Below are 17,505 nucleotides of genomic sequence, written 5' to 3'. Positions count from 1 at the left end.
AGCGGGGAGCGGATATGACGTGGATTGTCGCCTACATTGCAGCGGCACTGGTGTTCGGCCTGCTCGATGCACTCTGGCTCGGTTGGGCCGGAAACAATTTCTACCGACCCCACCTCGGTGACATGCTGGCGGACAGCTTCCGCATGGCCCCTGCATTGGTGTTCTACGGAGCTTACATCGCCGGAATGGTGTGGTTCGCCGTGCGCCCGGGACTTGCCGGTGGCGTCGGGAATGCAGCATTGAACGGGGCCCTGTTGGGTGCCCTTTGCTACGCCACCTACGACCTGACAAACCAATCTACGCTGCGCCAATGGTCGACCACCATCACTATCGTCGACATCTGCTGGGGAGCCTTCGCCACCGCCGTCGCAGCCAGTGCGGCCACCTATATCGCAACGAAATTCGGCTGAGGCGCCCATGTATATCGGACATTTCGCTACGGCCTTCGCCGCCCGCGCCATAACTGACGAATCGCCAAGGCTCGGAACGCTGTTCATCGCCGCGCAGGCGATCGACTGGCTCTTCTTCACCTTTGCCATCGTCGGAATCGAAAAGCTGAGGATCGTCCCCGGGATCACCCGGATGAACCCGCTCGATCTCTACCATATGCCGATAACGCACAGCCTGCTGGGCACCATTGCGATCGCCATCGCGTTCGGTGGCGCGGTCTATTACGCAAGCCGCAATGTCGTCGCGAGCACTTGGGCCGCCATCGTGGTCGCTTCGCACTGGTTGCTCGACCTCCTTGTTCATCGCCCCGACCTGACGCTGGCAGGAACAGGTCCCAAGCTTGGCCTCGGACTGTGGAACCAGCCTGCCATTGAAATGCCGCTGGAGCTGGGCTTGGTCCTGCTAACCTTCATCTGGTATGTGAAGCGCACGAAGGGCCCGCTGGTACCTCCCCTCGTGTTACTTGGCACAATGTTGCTGTTCCAGGCGATCAACTGGTTCGGCCCGCAGCCCGAAGAGGCAGGAATTGCGATATACCTTACAGCGCTATTGAGTTTCGGAATCCTGACCGCGCTTGCTTTCTGGCTCGATGAAACTCGGTGGCATAAGAACCGCGTGGGGCTGGCGGTTGCGAGCGCGCGCCGCTAAGGGCGCGCGCATGGCTACCATCGAGTCCCAGATCACCCCCGAGATCGTTGCCCAGCACGGGCTTTCCGAAGAAGAATACGAGCGCGTGCTGCACGCCCTCGGCCGCGAACCCAATCTGGTCGAGCTCGGCATCTTCTCGGTCATGTGGTCGGAGCACTGTTCCTACAAGTCCTCGCGCCTGCACCTGAAGAAGCTGCCCACCGAAGCTCCCTGGGTCATCTGCGGTCCGGGCGAGAATGCCGGCGTGATCGACATCGGCGACGGGCAGGCGGCGATCTTCAAGATGGAGAGCCACAACCACCCCAGCTACATCGAGCCCTACCAGGGCGCAGCGACCGGCGTCGGCGGAATTTTGCGCGACGTTTTCACCATGGGCGCGCGCCCGGTGGCGAACGCCAACGCGCTGCGCTTCGGGCGGCCCGACCACCCGAAGATGCAGCACCTCGTCAAGGGCGTGGTCGCAGGGATCGGTGGCTACGGCAATTGTGTCGGCGTGCCCACCGTTTGCGGCGAGACCAACTTCCACCCCGCCTATGACGGGAACATCCTCGTCAATGCGATGACCGTCGGCGTCGCCGATGCGGACAAGATCTTCTACTCGGCCGCGACCGGGGTCGGGAACCCGATCGTCTACGTCGGCTCCAAGACCGGCCGCGACGGTATTCACGGCGCGACCATGGCCTCTGCCGATTTCGGCGAGGATGCCGAGGAAAAGCGCCCGACCGTGCAGGTCGGCGATCCGTTCACCGAAAAGCTGCTGATCGAGGCCTGCCTCGAACTGATGGCGACCGACGCCATCGTCGCGATCCAGGACATGGGTGCGGCGGGCCTGACCTCCTCCTCGGTGGAAATGGCCACCAACGGCAAGGCCGGCATCCGGCTCGACATGAACAAGGTGCCGTGCCGCGAAGAGGGCATGACGCCCTACGAAATGATGCTGAGCGAGAGCCAGGAGCGCATGCTCATGGTTCTCAAGCCCGGCAAGGAAGCCATGGCCGAAGCCATCTTCAAGAAGTGGGAGCTCGACTTCGCGGTTATCGGTGAAGTCACCGACACCCGCCACATGGTGCTCGAATTCAACGGCGAGGTCGTGTGCGACATCCCGCTCGGCCCGCTCGCCGCAGACGCGCCCGAATACGATCGCCCCTACATGTCGAAGGAAGCGTATACCGCCTGGGCCGGCATCAAGCCGATGACCGAGCGTCCCGATACCGACGACGTCGGCGGCGACCTGCTCAAGCTGCTCGCCTCCCCCAACCTGTCCTCGCGCCGCTGGATTTCGGAGCAGTATGACAGCCAGGTCGGTGCCGACACGCTTCAGACCGGCGGCGATGCGGGTGTGGTCCGCGTCCACGGCACGAAGAAGGCACTCGCAATCAGCACCGATTGCACGCCACGCTATGTCTTCGCCGACCCCTACGAGGGTGGCAAGCAGGCGATTGCCGAAGCCTATCGCAACCTTTGCGCGGTCGGTGCGCGGCCGCTGGCAGTGACCAACTGCCTCAACTTCGCCAATCCCCAGCGGCCCGAGATCATGGCCCAGTTCGTCCATGCGCTCGAAGGCATGGGCCGCGCCTGCCGCGTGCTCGACTTCCCGATCGTGTCGGGCAACGTCAGCCTCTATAACGAGAGCAAGGCGACTGGCGGCGGTTCCGCGATCCTGCCAACGCCCGCCATCGGTGGCGTCGGCATCATCGACGACTACGACCACATGATGACCATGCCCTTCAAGGCCGAGGGCGAGGCGATCTACCTCATCCACGCCGAGGAATGGGCAACCGCCGATCCGGAACGCTCGCATCTAGGGAAGTCGCTGTGGCTGTCGGAAATCCATGGCCGTGACGAAGGCCGTACCCCGCCGACCGATCTGACGGTCGAGAAGAACGCCGGCAAGATCGTCCTCGAACTCATCGCCGATGGACTCGTCAGCGCAGTGCATGACGTGTCGGACGGCGGCCTTGCGGTCGCTCTCGCCGAAATGGCGATGGCAGGCGGCATTGGTGCCGACGTCGAATGGAACGACGAATACACCAAGGCTGCCTGGTGGTTTGGCGAGGACCAGGGACGCTATGTGATCACCGTTCCCGACACCAATGCGCTCAACGAAGCCCTCGCCAAGGGCACCGAAGACGCGGAAACCGCCTCGATCGGCTTCCGCCGTATCGGCCGCACCGGCGGCGACGCGCTATTCGGCAAGACCATCGCCGAGATGAAGGCCGCGCACACCAGCTTCTTCCATGAGTGGATGGAGGGGTGAGCAAGCCCGCCACGATCGACGAATATCACGGCGCCCAAGGCGCAGGGAGCGCCACGCTTATGGCGCAACTCCGTGAGATCATCGACCAGGTGCTGCCCGAAGCGGAATCCAAAATCTGGCACGCCCATCCCGTGTGGTTCTTGGATGGCAATCCGGTTGTCGGCTACTCACAACTCAAAGGCGTTGTGCGATTGCTGTTCTGGAGCGGCCAGTCGTTCTCGTCGGCTGGCCTTGAACCCAGCGGCAGTTTCAAGGCTGCTGAATGCCGCTACTCGAATGCAGCGGATATCGATCACCATGCCCTACGCGAATGGCTGGCGGAATCCCGCAGCACGCAGTGGGACTACAAGAACATCGTGAAACGGCGCGGCAAGCTGGAGAGGCTCTGCTGAAGCGATGTCGTCGGGATACTCAGGAACTCCGCTGGCCAAGAAGCTCTCGTTGCGTGACGGGCAGCGTGTGTGGTTCGACGGCATGCCTGAGAGCGTGCAGGACGAGATTGACGAGTACGCGCTTGAATTGACCTTCGTCTCCGGACCTGAAGATGCGCCCGACGCGGCCCACATCTTTGTGACGGAGCGCGCCGACATGGAAGCCAAGCTGACGACATTGCGCCAATCCATGGCCACGGACGGGCAGGTCTGGGTTAGCTGGCCGAAGAAGGCATCGAAAGTCCCGACCGACATCACCGAGGACACGATCCGTGAGGTCTGCCTGCCGATGGGTTTGGTCGACACGAAAGTTTGCGCGGTCGACGACGTCTGGTCGGGCCTCAAGCTGGTCATCCGCAAGGAATTGCGCTGATGCGCGACCACGAGACGGTTCCCTACTCGTTACCCCAACTGCCCGACGACGAGCGCATCGCACGGGCACAGGACTTCCGCGACAAGATCGTCGAGCGTCGCAGCTGCCGCTATTTCTCCGACGCACAAGTCCCGCGAGAGATCATCGAGGCTGCCATCGTCGCTGCAGGAAGCGCACCCAATGGTGCCAACCACCAGCCCTGGCATTTCGCCGTGGTCTCATCCCCCGACAAGAAGCGCGCGATCCGCGAGGCGGCTGAGGCGGAAGAAGCCGAATTCTATGCCGGAAAAGCCAGCGAAGAGTGGCTCGCCGCACTCGCCCCGCTGGGAACCGATCCCGAAAAGCCTTTCCTCGAATCCGCGCCGTGGCTGATCGTCGTCTTCGCCCAGCGCAAGGGCGGCATTGCCGAAGACGGCAAGACACAGAACTATTACGTCAACGAAAGCGTCGGCATTGCCTGTGGCATGCTGATCGCGACGCTGCACGAGGCGGGACTTGCCACCCTCACCCATACGCCTTCGCCGATGGGCTTCCTGCGCGAGATCTGTGGCCGACCCGATCATGAAAAACCGCTAATGATCGTTGTCGCCGGACTTCCCGCGGAAGGTGCGACGGTTCCGGCGAAGGCCCTCGAGAAAAAGCCTCTGGAGCAGATCGCTACTTGGCTTTAGCCTCCTCTGCCTCAGCAAGGGGGTAGTCATGGAGAAGAGCTGGCCGATGTGGCTGGGCCTGGTCCTGGGATTGGGCGCAATTGGCGCTGGATTGGCTTTCTGGCCTACGCCCGAACTGCAATGGTCGGCAGCAACACGCTACTCCGCGCGGATCGGCTTTCCGCTCCTGATCCTCACCTATTCCGCCCGCCCTTTGTTCGACCTGACGCACAGCGACTGGGCGCGGTCAATTTTGGCCAGGCGCAAATGGATCGGGCTCGGCTTTGCCATGAGCCATTCTGTCCACCTCGTCGCGATCGTGACGCTGTTCCGCCTTCGCGGCGAAGTTCCGGAAACGGTCACGATCATAGGCGGCGGCTTCGCCTACGTGCTGCTCTATGCGATGGCGCTTACTTCAAACCGGCGCGCAATGCAGGCACTTGGACGCTGGTGGAAGCGGCTTCACCTTCTCGGCATCCACTACCTCTGGTTCATATTCGCCCAAAGCTACCTTGGCCGGATCTTCCGGGAAGGCACGGAATTCGAAGGTGCCATGGGATTGACGATCGCACTTGCAGCCGCCGGCTTGAGGGCCGCGGCATGGGTCCGGAAACGCAATCTTCGAAAGGTCGCTGTCGCCAGCTAGGCCGCGGCGAGCTTGGCCTGGTCCTTGGCCATGAGATCGTAAGGGTCGATCCCCTCTTCTCGCCAGATGCGGTGACATTCGCGGTACCAGTGGGGGTCGGGAATGTTCAACTCGCGGCGGGCTTCAACGAGATCTTTCGCGAGGAGTTCACGAATTGAAAGGCCGACAAGCGGCGGGCAGGCCTTGCCTGTGCGATGAGCCTCGCGCGTGGCCTTCATCACCGGCGCCGCGCTTTTGACGAGTTTCTTGATGTGAAGCGAGCCGGCGTAGCCGAGCAGCAGGTGGCCATGCGCCGGGCTCTGGCCGTGGGTGAAGAGCAGGACGCACTGCTCGCCAAGTGCATCACGGCCGTAGCCAGTGAGAACATGCATCAGGTCGTGCGTATCGCGCTGGCGAAAGCCGAACCACTGCACGAGGTCGGGATAAGTCGGGCGACCGGATTTTTCCGATTCCTCGACCAGTCCTGCAGCCGTAAGTCCTTCCCGCTCCATGAAGTCGCAATAGGCATGCGCAACGCTGCCCTCCGGCAACTTACGGAGCGCATCGTGGTCATCGAGGATGGCGGGCAAGAACGGTTCGCTCTCGCGCAGTGCTTCGCCCTGCTCGCTCAGCATCAGGGCGCGGACGCGGGGCATGAAGTTCTTGCTGGGCAGCGCCTCATAGATCTTGAAGACCTCCGCCGTGTTCTCCTTGTCCTTGAGGAGTTCGCGGAAGTGCCTGAGAGCCACAAGCGGCTGGTACTTGGGAACGGGACGATCAGGATGGCGCAGCGGCGTCCCGTCGCTCGCGGCCTCGATTCCATGCAATACAGTCGTCTGGTCGTTCATTTCCGGCTACCCTTCTGGACCGGTCTCTAATCGCAACCAGTTAAACATAATTGGACGCGCGCGCCAAATTTTATCGTGTGACCGATTCCAGCCACTCGCTGCGCGGAATGCCGAGGAGTTTCAGGATGACGCGCAAATCAGCGCTGGCAATCCGTCCGTTTGCTGCGTCCCTCGCCTTGGGCTTGGCGCGATAGGCAATGCCGTAGTCGGCGGCCTGGATCATCGGGATGTCGTTCGCCCCATCGCCTGTGGCGAGTACGCGGGCACCCTCGCCCAGTTTTTCACGCTCTTCCTCCAGTGTCGCGAGCTTTGTCGAGGCGTCGCTGATGGGACCGGCCAACCCGCCAGTCAGCTTGCCGCCGGACACCGCCAGGCGATTGCCGACTACCCGCTCGAACCCGAGCTGCTCTGCTACCGGATCTGCGAAGTGGTGGAATCCGCCGGTAACCAGCACGGTACGGCAGCCCTTGTTCCGCAAGGTGGCGACCAATGCGGCAGCGCCTTCGACCGGACGAATGCGGTCTGCGAGACAATCGTCGATTGCACCCTCGCCCAGACCTTCGAGCAGTCCGACGCGCTCTTTCAGGGCGCTCTGGAAATCGAGTTCGCCCTGCATGGCCCGTTCGGTGATTTCGGCAACCTTGTCCTTGATCCCGGCGTAATCGGCCAGCTCGTCGATGCATTCCTGCCCGATCATGGTCGAATCCATGTCCGATACGAACAGGCGCGGGACTTCGATTTCGTGATCGGCGACCAGTAAATCGCAATCGCCGAAATGATCGACGATCGCCGCGGTAAGCACTGCCTTTTCGCCATGCGGCAGGGACAGCTGGAGCACATCGTCACCCGAATCCAGCAGTCCCGCCATGGCCAGGGGCAAACCGGCCTGTGCAAGGGCTGCGCTCAACCGGTCGAGCCGGGTATCAAGGTCGGCGTGGTCTGCTATCAGACGCGCGATGAGCAAGACGAATTCTCCCGAAAATCCAGCAGTGAGGAAACCGGTCGCGCTCATTGCAGGGCCGACCGCCAGCGGCAAGAGCGATCTCGCGGTCAGGCTGGCACAGCAGGTCGAGGCCGGGGGCCGACGCGCGGTGGTGATCAATGCCGACAGTGCGCAGGTCTATGCCGACCTGAAGGTCCTGTCTGCCCGTCCCGACGAAACCGAGATGGGCGGGATCGAGCATCGCCTGTTCGGCGCGTGGGACGGGGCCGAACCGTGCTCTGCGGCCGACTGGGCCGCAGCAGCGCGGCGCGAGATCGAGGCGCTGCATGATGAGGATGCCGTGCCCGTGCTAGTCGGCGGGACGGGCCTCTACATGCGGACCCTGCTCGAAGGCATTGCCCCCGTCCCCGCTATCGAACCGGTGATCCGCGAGCAGGTGCGCAATATGCCGCAGGCCGATGCCCGCGCTGCGCTTGAGCGGGAGGATCCCGGTGCCGCTGCCCGTCTCGCTCCGGCTGATGCGTCACGCACCACGCGAGCGCTCGAGGTCGTGCGATCCACAGGACTGACACTCACCGATTGGCAGGCGCGCAAGGAGGGCGGGATCGGGGATACCGTCAACCTCGCACCACTGATCCTGCTGCCCGATCGCGAGTGGCTCTACGAAAGATGCGATCGCCGGTTCGAATTCATGCTGGAACGCGGCGCGATCGAGGAAGTCGAGGCGCTGCTCGAACGCGGGCTCGATCCTGCGCTCCCGGTCATGCGCGCCATCGGCGTGCCCGAGATCTCGGCAATGCTCAAAGGCGAACTTGGGCGCCCTCAAGCAATCGCCGCTGGCCAGCAGGCGACACGGCAGTACGCCAAGCGGCAGTACACGTGGTTCCGCCACCAACCACCGGAGGACTGGCCTCGGGTTGATAACAAAAGCATTGCCGATATCAGTTTTCTTGTATCTTTATTGCGTGAAAGTGGTTGACAGTGAAATCGCATCAGCGGTAAAGCGCTGATAGTCGGCCCGGCGCTCCAGACCCCAGCGCCGGGCCGATTTGTAACTTCAAGCCATGTAAACGGGTCCGGAGGGTATTGTGAGTAGCGAGCGCAGCGGCGCGTCCATCCTGATTGAATGCCTCAAACGGCAGGGGGTGGAGTTCGTCTTCGGCTATCCCGGCGGCGCCGTGCTGCCGATTTACGACGAGCTTTTCGCCGATAAGGACATCCGCCACATCCTCGTCCGCCACGAGGCAGGGGCAGCACATGCGGCGGAAGGTTATGCCCGCTCGACCGGAAAGCCCGGCGTGGTTCTCGTCACCAGCGGTCCGGGTGCGACCAATGCCGTGACCGGCATCGCCGATGCCTACATGGACTCGATCCCGATGGTGGTGATCACCGGGCAGGTTCCGACTGCGCTGATCGGCACCGATGCGTTTCAGGAAGCCGATACCATCGGCCTCACCCGCCACTGCACCAAGCACAACTATCTGGTGAAGGACCCCGAGCGGCTGCAGGCCACGATCGAGGAAGCCTTCCGCATCGCCACGACCGGTCGACCCGGCCCGGTGGTCGTCGACATTCCCAAGGACGTGCAGATCGCGCTTGCCAGCTGGGACGAGCAGGACACTGCCCCCCTGCCCTCGCATCGCTACCAGCCCCGCGTCGTCGGCGCGGCGGACGAGATTGCCGAGGCGGTTGCCATGATCGCATCGGCACAGCGGCCGGTCTTCTACACCGGAGGAGGCGTCGTCAACGCCGGTCCGCGCGCTTCGGAGATGCTGCGCAAGCTGCAGGACCTGACCGGCGCTCCCGTCACCAGTACGCTGATGGGGCTCGGCGCTTTTCCCGCGGATCATCCCGACTGGCTCGGCATGCTCGGCATGCACGGCACCTACGAAGCCAACATGGCGATGAACAAGGCCGACCTGATCGTCGCCATCGGCGCGCGCTTCGATGACCGCGTGACCGGCCGGCTCGATGCCTTTGCGCCCGAAGCCAAGAAAATCCACATCGATATCGACCGGGCGAGCATCAACAAGATCGTCCCTGTCGACCTCGGCATCGTCGGTGATTGCGGCCATGTGCTCGAACAGCTGGTCGAGGCTTGGGGCGGAGGCAACACGCGCGACCTCGGCGAATGGAAGGCCCGCATCCTCGGCTGGAAGGCGCGCGACTGCCTCGCCTATCCCGACAAGGGCAGTGACCTCATCATGCCGCAGAAGAGCATCGAACGGCTATTCGCGCTGACCAAACACCTCGATCCCATCATCACCACCGAAGTCGGCCAGCACCAGATGTGGGCGGCGCAGTATTTCGGATTCTTCGGACCCAACCGCTGGCTGACCAGCGGTGGCCTCGGCACCATGGGCTATGGCCTGCCTGCTGCCATCGGCGCGCAGCTGGGCAACCCGGACCGCCTGGTCATCGACGTGGCTGGCGAGGCGAGCATCCAGATGAACATCCAGGAACTCGGCACAGCGAGCCAGTATCGCCTGCCGGTGAAGGTCTTCATCCTCAATAACGAATACATGGGCATGGTCCGCCAGTGGCAGGAACTGACCTATGAGAGCCGCTATTCGAACAGCTATTCGGACAGCCTGCCGGACTTCGTGAAACTGGCCGAGGCCTATGGCTGGAAGGGCATCCGCATCGAGGACGAAAGCCAGCTCGACGCGGGGATCGAGGAAATGCTCGCGCATGACGGGCCGGTCATGGTCGACTGCATGGTCGCCAAGGAAGCCAATTGCTTCCCGATGATCCCCAGCGGCGCGGCACACACCGACATGCTGCTTTACGGCGATCACGTCGAAGGCACGATGGACGATGAAGCCAAGGCACTTGTGTGATGGGCATGATGGCAAACTTTCCAGAACATTTCGCCGCGCGTGCTGAACGCCGCTGCTGGTTCACCCGTAGCGATGCCGAGCAGCTGCTCGACTGGCTCGAGGACAATGGCGAGCGTTTCGTCGGCATGGAGGTCGCCCAGAAGCAGGCCGACGGTAGCTGGCTGCTGCTCGACGAAGGCCTCGACCTCGCCCGCCAGACCGACAATTTTGAGGCGGTGCGCCGCGGCAAGGACTTCCTGCGCGAATACGACGGCGAAGGCCGCATGTTCGAGCCGCTGTGGCAGGGGCCCATGGCATGAAGATCGCCCAGCAGGCGTCCGAGCGCCACGTCCTCAACGTGATCGTCGACAACGAGGCGGGCATCCTCGCCAAGATAGCCGGCATGTTCACCGCGCGCGGCTACAACATCGACAGTCTGACCGTGGCCGACATTTCGGAAGACCATGCCATCAGCCGCATCACCATCGTGACGCGCGGGCCGGAACCCGTCATCGACCAGATCCGCGCCCAGCTTGAGCGACTGGTGCCGGTGCACAAGGTCATCGACCTCACCGAGAGCGGCGCGCATGTCGAGCGCGAACTGGCGCTGGTGAAGGTTTCCGGCAAGGGCGACAACCGCGTGGAGGCGCTGCGCATCGCGGAGCTGTTCCGCGCGAAGGTCGTCGACACCACCACCAGCAGTTTCGTCTTCGAACTGACCGGCGCGCCGGACAAGATCGACAGTTTCATCGCCCTGATGCGCGAACTCGGCCTCGAAGAGGTCGGCCGCTCGGGGATCGTGGGTATGATGCGCGGCGCAGCCGGCGCGTAGAACGAGGGATCCAATGCAAGTCTATTACGATACCGATTGCGACACCAACCTGATCAAGGACAAGAAGGTCGCCATCGTCGGCTACGGCAGCCAGGGCCACGCCCATGCCCAGAACCTGCGCGACAGCGGCGTCGGCGAAGTCGCCATCGCCCTGCGTCCCGGCTCGGCCACGGCGAAGAAGGCGGAGGCGGCCGGTTTCACGGTCAAGACCGTGTCCGAAGCCGCCGAGTGGGCCGACGTGCTGATGATCCTCGCCCCCGACGAACACCAGGCGGCGATCTATGCCGACGAGGTCGCGGGCAAGATGCGCCCCGGTACCGCGCTTGCCTTTGCGCATGGCCTCAACATCCATTTCGGCCTGATCGATCCGCCGGCAGACGTCGACGTCATCATGATCGCCCCCAAGGGTCCCGGCCACACCGTGCGCGGCGAATACCTCAAGGGCGGCGGCGTACCGTGCCTCATCGCGGTTCACCAGGAATCGAGCCAGTCGGGCGGCAACGGCTTCGCCAAGCAGCTCGCCCTGTCCTATGCCAGCGCGGTAGGCGGCGGTCGCTCGGGCATCATCGAGACCAACTTCAAGGAAGAGTGCGAGACCGACCTCTTCGGCGAACAGGCAGTGCTTTGCGGCGGTATCACCCACCTTATCCAGGCAGGGTTCGAGACGCTGGTCGAGGCAGGTTACGCGCCCGAAATGGCCTATTTCGAGTGCCTCCACGAAACCAAGCTGATCGTCGACCTGCTCTATGAAGGCGGCATCGCCAACATGCGCTACTCGATCTCGAACACCGCAGAATACGGTGACATCAAGACCGGCCCGCGCATCATTACCGACGAGACCAAGGCGGAAATGAAGCGCGTCCTCAAGGACATCCAGTCTGGTCGCTTCGTGAAGGACTTCGTGCTCGACAACCAGGCCGGCCAGCCTGAACTCAAGGCAAGCCGCAAGGCTGCCGCTGCCCATCCGATCGAGCAGACCGGCGCCCAGTTGCGCGCCATGATGCCCTGGATCGGCGCCAACAAGCTGGTCGACAAGGACAAGAACTGATAGCCCGAAGGGCATGGCAGGACATCGCATCTACGCCATGCCCTTCGCGGGCGTGCACCGTGCCTATATCGCCAAGGCGGAGAAAAAGGGCCGCACGCGCGAGGAGGTGGACGAGGTCATCCGCTGGCTGACCGGCTATTCCCAGTCCGAGCTCGACGGGCATGTCGAACAGCAGACCGACTTCACGCACTTCTTCGGCGAAGCGCCGATGAACCCCGATCGCACGCTCATCACCGGCAAGGTCTGCGGCGTCCAGGTCGAAACCGTCGAAGAGCCGCTGATGCGCGAGATCCGCTATCTCGACAAGCTGGTCGACGAACTCGCCAAGGGGCGACCGATGGAAAAGATCCTTCGCAAGCCGTGAACTTCGCCTGCGAGTGCGGAGCCGTTGCAGGCACGATCGACAAGGCAACAAGTGCCGAGGGCGATCACGTCATCTGCCATTGCAAGGACTGCCGTGACCTGGTCCGGCACTTCGGAAAAGAAGCGCGCATCCTCGACGCCAATGGCGGCACCGCACTCTACCAGTCGCGATGTGCACGCATGCATCTCAATCGCGGCAAGGAGATGCTCGCGGGGCTCCACATGACCGACGGCCCGACCTTGCGCTGGTACGCGAAGTGTTGCGGGACGCCGATGTTCAATGCCTACAAGAACGGCCGCATCCCCTATATCACCACGCTGCTGGCGAACTGCGATCAGGCAGGACGCAATGCTCTGGGAGCGCCGCTGGGCCATCTCTTCCTTGATGAAGCGACCGGCGACACTTCCCTGCTTCGCCCTCTCTCGATGGGTCGTTTGATGCGCCGTTTCTTCAGGCGGATGGTCAAGGATATCGTTACCGGCGACCGTCGCCGGAGCGAACTCTACGACGCCGCGACGCTTGAGCCGATCGCAAAACCGCGTCACCTGAGCGCAGCCGAACAACATGCACTGGGGCGCGCATGAAACTCACCGACTGCCACAACATCGACGACTTCCGGAAGCTGGCCCGGCAGCGGCTGCCTTGGCCGGTGTTCGACTACATCGACGGTGCAGCCGACGACGAGATCACCAAGGCGCGCAACACCAGTGCCTTTGACGATGTCGACCTCGTCCCGGATGTGCTTGCGGGCGTCGCGGAAATCGACACTTCCTGCATGATCATGGGTCGCAAGAGCGCGCTGCCGCTGATGCTCAGCCCCACGGCACTTCAGCGCGCCTTTCACCGCGACGGCGAGCGTGCCGTCGCCAAGGCTGCCGAGAAATTCGGCGTGTGGTTCGGAATTTCCAGCCTCGCGACGCATTCGATCGAGGAGATCGCCGCGCTGACCGACGGACCGAAGCTGTTCCAGCTCTATGTTCACAAGGACAAGGGCCTCAACGCCAGCATGATCGAGCGCTGCCAGGCAGCGAAGTTCGACGCCATTGCCCTGACTGTCGACACCATCGTCTCGGGCAAGCGCGAGCGGTGCCTTCGTTCCGGCTTCACCACCCCTCCACGCTTCACGCCTTCGGCCCTGTGGAGCTACGCCACGCGCCCGCGCTGGACGCTCGACTATGTCTTCGGGCCGAAGTTCCGCCTGCCCAATCTCGACGGGCACGTGCAGGAAGGCACGGGCAAGGCGGTCAGCATCCAGGACTATTTCAACACCATGCTCGACACGAACATGGATTGGGACACTGCCGCGCGGATTCGGCAGGACTGGGGCGGCAAGTTCGCATTGAAGGGCGTGATGAGCGCCGCCGACGCGCGTCGGGCGGTCGAGATCGGGGCCGACGCGATCATGATCTCGAACCACGGCGGTCGGCAGCTCGATGGCAGCCGCGCGCCCTTCGACCAGCTGCGCGAAATCGTCGATGCGGTGGGCGGGGAGATCGAGATCATCCTCGATGGCGGCGTCCGGCGCGGGACCCATGTGCTCAAGAGCCTCGCAGCCGGGGCCACCGCTGCATCAGGTGGACGACTGTATCTCTACGCCCTTGCAGCAGCCGGCCAGCCCGGTGTCGAGCGCGCTGTCGGCATCCTCAAGGAAGAGATCGAGCGCGGAATGCGGCTGATGGGCGTCACGTCGGTCAGCCAGTTGAATCCAGACCGGCTGCGCCGGCGCTAGGCCATCATCCCGAAACAGGCGCGCAGTTCGGCGACAAAGGTCTCAGGCTGCTCCCACGCAGCGAAATGACCGCCCTTCTCCACTTCGTTCCAGTAGACGAGGTGCGTGAGCGTCCGCTCTGCCCATTCGCGCGGAGCAGGAAGGATTTCCTTCGGGAAAGCCGTTGCACCGGCAGGTATGGCGACAGTGCCGGCCCCGAACTTGGCAAAGCTCTCCCAGTATAACCGCGCCGCCGACGCCCCTGTCGCGGGGAGCCAGTAGAGCATGATATCGTCGAGCACCTGGTCCATCGACAAGGCGTCCCACGGCGATCCGCCATTGTCGGTCCAGTAATAGACCTTCTCGAGAATCCACCCGGCGAGCCCGACGGGAGAATCGACCAGCGAATAGCCGATCGTCTGCGGCCGCGTGCTCTGTTCCTTGGAATATCCCGAGTCCCACTCCTGGTAGAAGCCGAGACGCTGGAAGGCGCGCAGGACTTTGGGGTCCTGGCTCTGCATGTCGTCGGGGCCCGGGCGGCCCAGCGGCATGTTGAGGTGGATGCCCTTGCACCCTTCCGGCGCGAGCTGGCCGATTGCGGTAGTCACCGCCGCGCCCCAGTCGCCGCCCTGCGCGACCCAATGGCCATAGCCGAGCCGCTGCATCAGTTCGGCCCATGCACGGGCGATCTTCTCGACGCCCCAACCGGTGCCCGATGGCTTGCCCGAAAACCCGTACCCGGGCAGCGATGGCGCGACGACGTGGAAAGCCATGTCGTCGGGATTCGATGGCTCGGCCAGTTCGTCGATGATGCCGAGGAACTCGACCACCGACCCCGGCCAGCCATGCGTGATGACCAGCGGCAGCGCGTCGGACCGCGACGATTTGCGATGGAGGAAATGGATGTCGAGCCCGTCGATCTCGGTGATGAACTGACCGATGGAATTGAGCCGTGCCTCGCAGCGCCGCCAGTCGTATTCGATCCGCCAATAGGCGACGAGTTCGCGCAGGGCAGCCAGCGGCGTCCCTTGCGACCAGTCGTCCACCGTCTCGGCCTCGGGCCAGCGTGTCTGATCGAGCCGGTCCGCGAGACGAACGAGTTCATCCTCCGCAACATTGAGTTCGAACGGCCTGATCTCACCCATTGTTATCCTCCCGTCGCCTTTTTCGAGGCTTCCATGACCCGGCTGACGTCGGCCAGCAGGATCGTGCTCGTTGCCTTCGCCAGGACCCTGCCCTGCGTGTCCTTGAGATGGCCTTCATAGAAGCTCGTGTGCTTGCCGTGCCGTTCCACCCAGGCTTCGGCAATCACTATGCCGGGCCGTGTCGGGGCAAAGAAGCTGACCTTGAGTTCGAGTGTCATGGGGACGATGCCGGGCCCGTTCTTCGCGATAGCAGCGTGCGCCATTGCCGCATCGATCCATCCCGTGATGAAGCCGCCCTGCACCACGCCGCCCGAATGGCATTGCTCGGGCTTGGCTTCGTATTCCAGGCTCGCCTTGCCCTCTGGATCGAGCGACACCACCCGGACGAGACCGAGAGTGGTGCTGAGCGGATGCGGTTCGGACATTCTTCCCCCTGTGCGATGCAAGATAATTTCTCGGGATGCCCAAGCCTGTTTTGCTTTACAACCCTTCCCTGCTTTCGCATAGCAACTCACATGCACAACGCACTCGGCCTTATTCTGCGACTTACACGCCCTTGGGCGTGATAGCTGGCGTGCCGGAGCGGGCGCGCTGAGCGCCCAAGGGAACAACCTCCACCCCGAAGCTTCCGCAAGAACCGAGATTTTCCGATGTCCATGCTCCGCGATCCGAGCGCCAAATATTCGCCCTTCCCGCAGGTCCCGCTGACCGACCGGCAGTGGCCGGGCCGAACCATCACCGCCCCGCCGCGCTGGCTGTCGACCGACCTTCGCGACGGCAACCAGGCGATCGTCGATCCGATGGACGCGCACAAGAAGAACCGTTTCTTCGACCTACTCGTCGAAATCGGGGTGAAGGAAATCGAGGTCGGTTTCCCCAGTGCGGGCGCTACCGAGTTCGATTTCATCTCGGGTCTCGTAAAATCGGGCCGCATTCCCGACGACGTGATCGTCCAAGTGCTCACCCAGAGCCGCGAGGACCTGATCCGCACCAGCTTTGCCAGCCTCACCGGTGCGCGGGCGGCCATCGTCCACCTCTACAACGCGGTCAGCCCCGCCTGGCGCGAGGTCGTGTTCGGGATGACCAAGGACCAGGTCCGCGAAATCGCCGTCACCGGCGCCAAGGTCATGCGCGACGAAGCGGCCAAGCAACCGGGCACCAACTGGCACTTCGAGTATTCGCCGGAGACCTTCTCCACTGCAGAACTCGATTTCAGCCTGGAGGTCTGCGAGGCGGTGATGGGCGTCCTCAAGCCCACGCCCGATCATCCGATCATCCTCAACCTGCCGGCAACGGTCGAGGCGGCGACGCCGAACATCTATGCCGACCAGGTCGAATACTTCATCCGCAATCTCCCGAACCGCGAGAGTGCAATCATCAGCCTGCACACCCACAACGATCGCGGCACGGGCGTCGCGGCGGCGGAGCTGGCGCTGATGGCCGGTGCCGACCGCGTCGAAGGCTGCTTGTTCGGCAATGGCGAGCGCACCGGCAACTGCTGCCTCGTGACAATGGCGCTCAACATGTACACGCAGGGCGTCGACCCCAAGCTCGATTTTTCTGACATCGACCGGGTGATCGAGACTGTCGAGTACTGCAACCAGCTCCCCGTCCACCAGCGCCATCCCTATGGCGGCGAACTAGTCTACACGGCCTTCTCGGGTAGCCATCAGGACGCGATCAAGAAGGGTTTCGCGGCACACGCGAGCCAGAATTCGCCAGCATGGCGCGTACCCTACCTGCCGATCGACCCCGCCGATCTTGGCCGCAGCTACGAGGCGGTGATCCGCGTCAACTCGCAGTCCGGCAAGGGTGGCTTCGCCTGGGTCCTGGAGCAGGACAAGGGCCTTAAGCTGCCCAAGAAGATGCAGGCCGACTTCAGCCCGCACGTGCAGCGCATGGCCGACGCGCTTGGCCGGGAGCTGACTGCCGCTGATATCTGGGACGCCTTCCGCCATGCCTATTACGTCAAGATGGAACCGCGCCAGTTCCGCCTGGTCGATTACGAAGAAAGCCGTGCATCGGACGGAACCCGCCTGTTTGCCGGCACCATCGAGGTCGACGGGAAGGCACAAAGCGTTTCGGGTCGCGGCAACGGCCTCATATCCAGCGTGATGAGCACACTGGCGGACAGCTTCGGCGTCGATCTCGAGGTGGTCGACTACACCGAGCACGCGCTTGGTGCCGGTACCGACGCCAATGCGGCCGCCTATCTCGAATGTCGGACAGGTGACGGTCGGACCGTCTGGGGCTGCGGCATCGATGAAGACGTCGCGACAGCCAGCGTCCGCGCCGTACTCAGCGCTGCCAATGCTGTGGCACGCCAAGGCTAAGAACGAATACTATAAATTGAACGTTTCCGAC

General features: G+C 63.2%; 20 protein-coding genes. 16 read left to right on the top strand and 4 right to left on the bottom strand.

What is annotated here, in order from left to right:
* The first annotated feature begins 14 nt into the window (after positions 1-14).
* The 7 genes from IRL76_RS04975 to IRL76_RS04945 are packed head-to-tail and all read left to right on the top strand — an operon-like array spanning position 15 to position 5,455.
* Positions 15-410, top strand: coding sequence for a DUF2177 family protein (locus IRL76_RS04975; protein ID WP_200983688.1), 396 nt, complete (start codon positions 15-17; stop codon positions 408-410).
* 7 nt (positions 411-417) lie between these two features.
* Positions 418-1,098: a hypothetical protein gene (locus IRL76_RS04970; protein ID WP_200983687.1), complete on the top strand. Its 681-nt coding sequence runs from the start codon at positions 418-420 to the stop codon at positions 1,096-1,098.
* Positions 1,099-1,108: 10 nt separating this feature from the next.
* Positions 1,109-3,355 carry a phosphoribosylformylglycinamidine synthase subunit PurL gene (gene purL / locus IRL76_RS04965; RefSeq protein WP_200983686.1) on the top strand — a complete coding sequence of 749 codons (2,247 nt, stop codon included), beginning with the start codon at positions 1,109-1,111 and terminating at the stop codon, positions 3,353-3,355.
* The gene (locus IRL76_RS04960; RefSeq protein WP_200983685.1) at positions 3,352-3,747 is read left to right on the top strand and encodes a DUF1801 domain-containing protein; all 396 of its coding nucleotides are present in this window, start codon (positions 3,352-3,354) and stop codon (positions 3,745-3,747) included. The genes purL and IRL76_RS04960 overlap by 4 nt, the downstream gene beginning before the upstream one ends.
* A 4-nt stretch (positions 3,748-3,751) precedes the next feature.
* A complete protein-coding gene (locus IRL76_RS04955; protein WP_200983684.1) occupies positions 3,752-4,159 on the top strand; it encodes a DUF3052 family protein in 408 nt (135 codons plus the stop codon).
* On the top strand, positions 4,159-4,830 hold the full coding sequence (locus IRL76_RS04950) for a nitroreductase family protein (protein ID WP_200983683.1): 672 nt from the start codon (positions 4,159-4,161) through the stop codon (positions 4,828-4,830). The genes IRL76_RS04955 and IRL76_RS04950 overlap by 1 nt, the downstream gene beginning before the upstream one ends.
* A 28-nt stretch (positions 4,831-4,858) precedes the next feature.
* A complete protein-coding gene (locus tag IRL76_RS04945) occupies positions 4,859-5,455 on the top strand; it encodes a cytochrome b family protein (RefSeq protein ID WP_200983682.1) in 597 nt (198 codons plus the stop codon).
* On the opposite strand, the gene IRL76_RS04940 is transcribed toward IRL76_RS04945, so the two are convergent.
* Complete coding sequence (locus IRL76_RS04940; protein ID WP_200983681.1) at positions 5,452-6,282, bottom strand: Coq4 family protein; 831 nt, start codon at positions 6,280-6,282, stop codon at positions 5,452-5,454. The two genes, IRL76_RS04945 and IRL76_RS04940, sit on opposite strands and share 4 nt — an antisense overlap.
* A gap of 70 nt (positions 6,283-6,352) precedes the next feature.
* Positions 6,353-7,246: a phosphoserine phosphatase SerB gene (serB, locus tag IRL76_RS04935; RefSeq protein ID WP_246450005.1), complete on the bottom strand. Its 894-nt coding sequence runs from the start codon at positions 7,244-7,246 to the stop codon at positions 6,353-6,355.
* On the opposite strand from serB, the gene miaA reads away from it, so the two are divergent.
* The 8 genes from miaA (at position 7,239) to IRL76_RS04895 (ending at position 14,017) form a co-directional block, all read left to right on the top strand.
* Complete coding sequence (miaA, locus tag IRL76_RS04930) at positions 7,239-8,204, top strand: tRNA (adenosine(37)-N6)-dimethylallyltransferase MiaA (protein WP_200983679.1); 966 nt, start codon at positions 7,239-7,241, stop codon at positions 8,202-8,204. The genes serB and miaA overlap by 8 nt on opposite strands.
* A gap of 109 nt (positions 8,205-8,313) precedes the next feature.
* Positions 8,314-10,065 carry a biosynthetic-type acetolactate synthase large subunit gene (ilvB, locus tag IRL76_RS04925; protein ID WP_200983678.1) on the top strand — a complete coding sequence of 584 codons (1,752 nt, stop codon included), beginning with the start codon at positions 8,314-8,316 and terminating at the stop codon, positions 10,063-10,065.
* A complete protein-coding gene (locus IRL76_RS04920; protein WP_200983677.1) occupies positions 10,065-10,364 on the top strand; it encodes a hypothetical protein in 300 nt (99 codons plus the stop codon). Before ilvB ends, IRL76_RS04920 begins: the two co-directional genes overlap by 1 nt.
* The gene (gene ilvN, locus IRL76_RS04915) at positions 10,361-10,876 is read left to right on the top strand and encodes an acetolactate synthase small subunit (RefSeq protein ID WP_200983676.1); all 516 of its coding nucleotides are present in this window, start codon (positions 10,361-10,363) and stop codon (positions 10,874-10,876) included. The genes IRL76_RS04920 and ilvN overlap by 4 nt, the downstream gene beginning before the upstream one ends.
* 13 nt (positions 10,877-10,889) lie before the next feature.
* Positions 10,890-11,924 (top strand): ketol-acid reductoisomerase, encoded by a 1,035-nt coding sequence (gene ilvC / locus IRL76_RS04910; RefSeq protein WP_200983675.1) that lies wholly within the window; start codon positions 10,890-10,892, stop codon positions 11,922-11,924.
* A gap of 13 nt (positions 11,925-11,937) precedes the next feature.
* Positions 11,938-12,288, top strand: a complete 351-nt coding sequence (locus IRL76_RS04905) for a DUF2200 domain-containing protein (RefSeq protein ID WP_200983674.1) — start codon at positions 11,938-11,940, stop codon at positions 12,286-12,288.
* On the top strand, positions 12,285-12,872 hold the full coding sequence (locus IRL76_RS04900; protein WP_246450004.1) for a DUF6151 family protein: 588 nt from the start codon (positions 12,285-12,287) through the stop codon (positions 12,870-12,872). The genes IRL76_RS04905 and IRL76_RS04900 overlap by 4 nt, the downstream gene beginning before the upstream one ends.
* Positions 12,869-14,017: an alpha-hydroxy acid oxidase gene (locus IRL76_RS04895; RefSeq protein ID WP_200983672.1), complete on the top strand. Its 1,149-nt coding sequence runs from the start codon at positions 12,869-12,871 to the stop codon at positions 14,015-14,017. The genes IRL76_RS04900 and IRL76_RS04895 overlap by 4 nt, the downstream gene beginning before the upstream one ends.
* On the opposite strand, the gene IRL76_RS04890 is transcribed toward IRL76_RS04895, so the two are convergent.
* Positions 14,014-15,141: an epoxide hydrolase family protein gene (locus tag IRL76_RS04890; RefSeq protein WP_200983670.1), complete on the bottom strand. Its 1,128-nt coding sequence runs from the start codon at positions 15,139-15,141 to the stop codon at positions 14,014-14,016. The two genes, IRL76_RS04895 and IRL76_RS04890, sit on opposite strands and share 4 nt — an antisense overlap.
* A gap of 2 nt (positions 15,142-15,143) precedes the next feature.
* Positions 15,144-15,566: a PaaI family thioesterase gene (locus IRL76_RS04885; RefSeq protein ID WP_200983668.1), complete on the bottom strand. Its 423-nt coding sequence runs from the start codon at positions 15,564-15,566 to the stop codon at positions 15,144-15,146.
* A gap of 225 nt (positions 15,567-15,791) precedes the next feature.
* Here IRL76_RS04885 and leuA point away from each other — a divergent pair, with 225 nt between their 5' ends.
* Positions 15,792-17,474, top strand: a complete 1,683-nt coding sequence (gene leuA / locus IRL76_RS04880) for a 2-isopropylmalate synthase (protein WP_200983666.1) — start codon at positions 15,792-15,794, stop codon at positions 17,472-17,474.
* The last annotated feature ends 31 nt before the right edge of the window (positions 17,475-17,505 follow it).

The organism is Qipengyuania soli (assembly GCF_015529805.1).
GTDB classification, from domain to species: domain Bacteria; phylum Pseudomonadota; class Alphaproteobacteria; order Sphingomonadales; family Sphingomonadaceae; genus Qipengyuania; species Qipengyuania soli.
The sequence above is the reverse complement of the archived record's forward strand: the minus strand, read 5'-3'. Positions and strand labels throughout refer to the sequence as shown.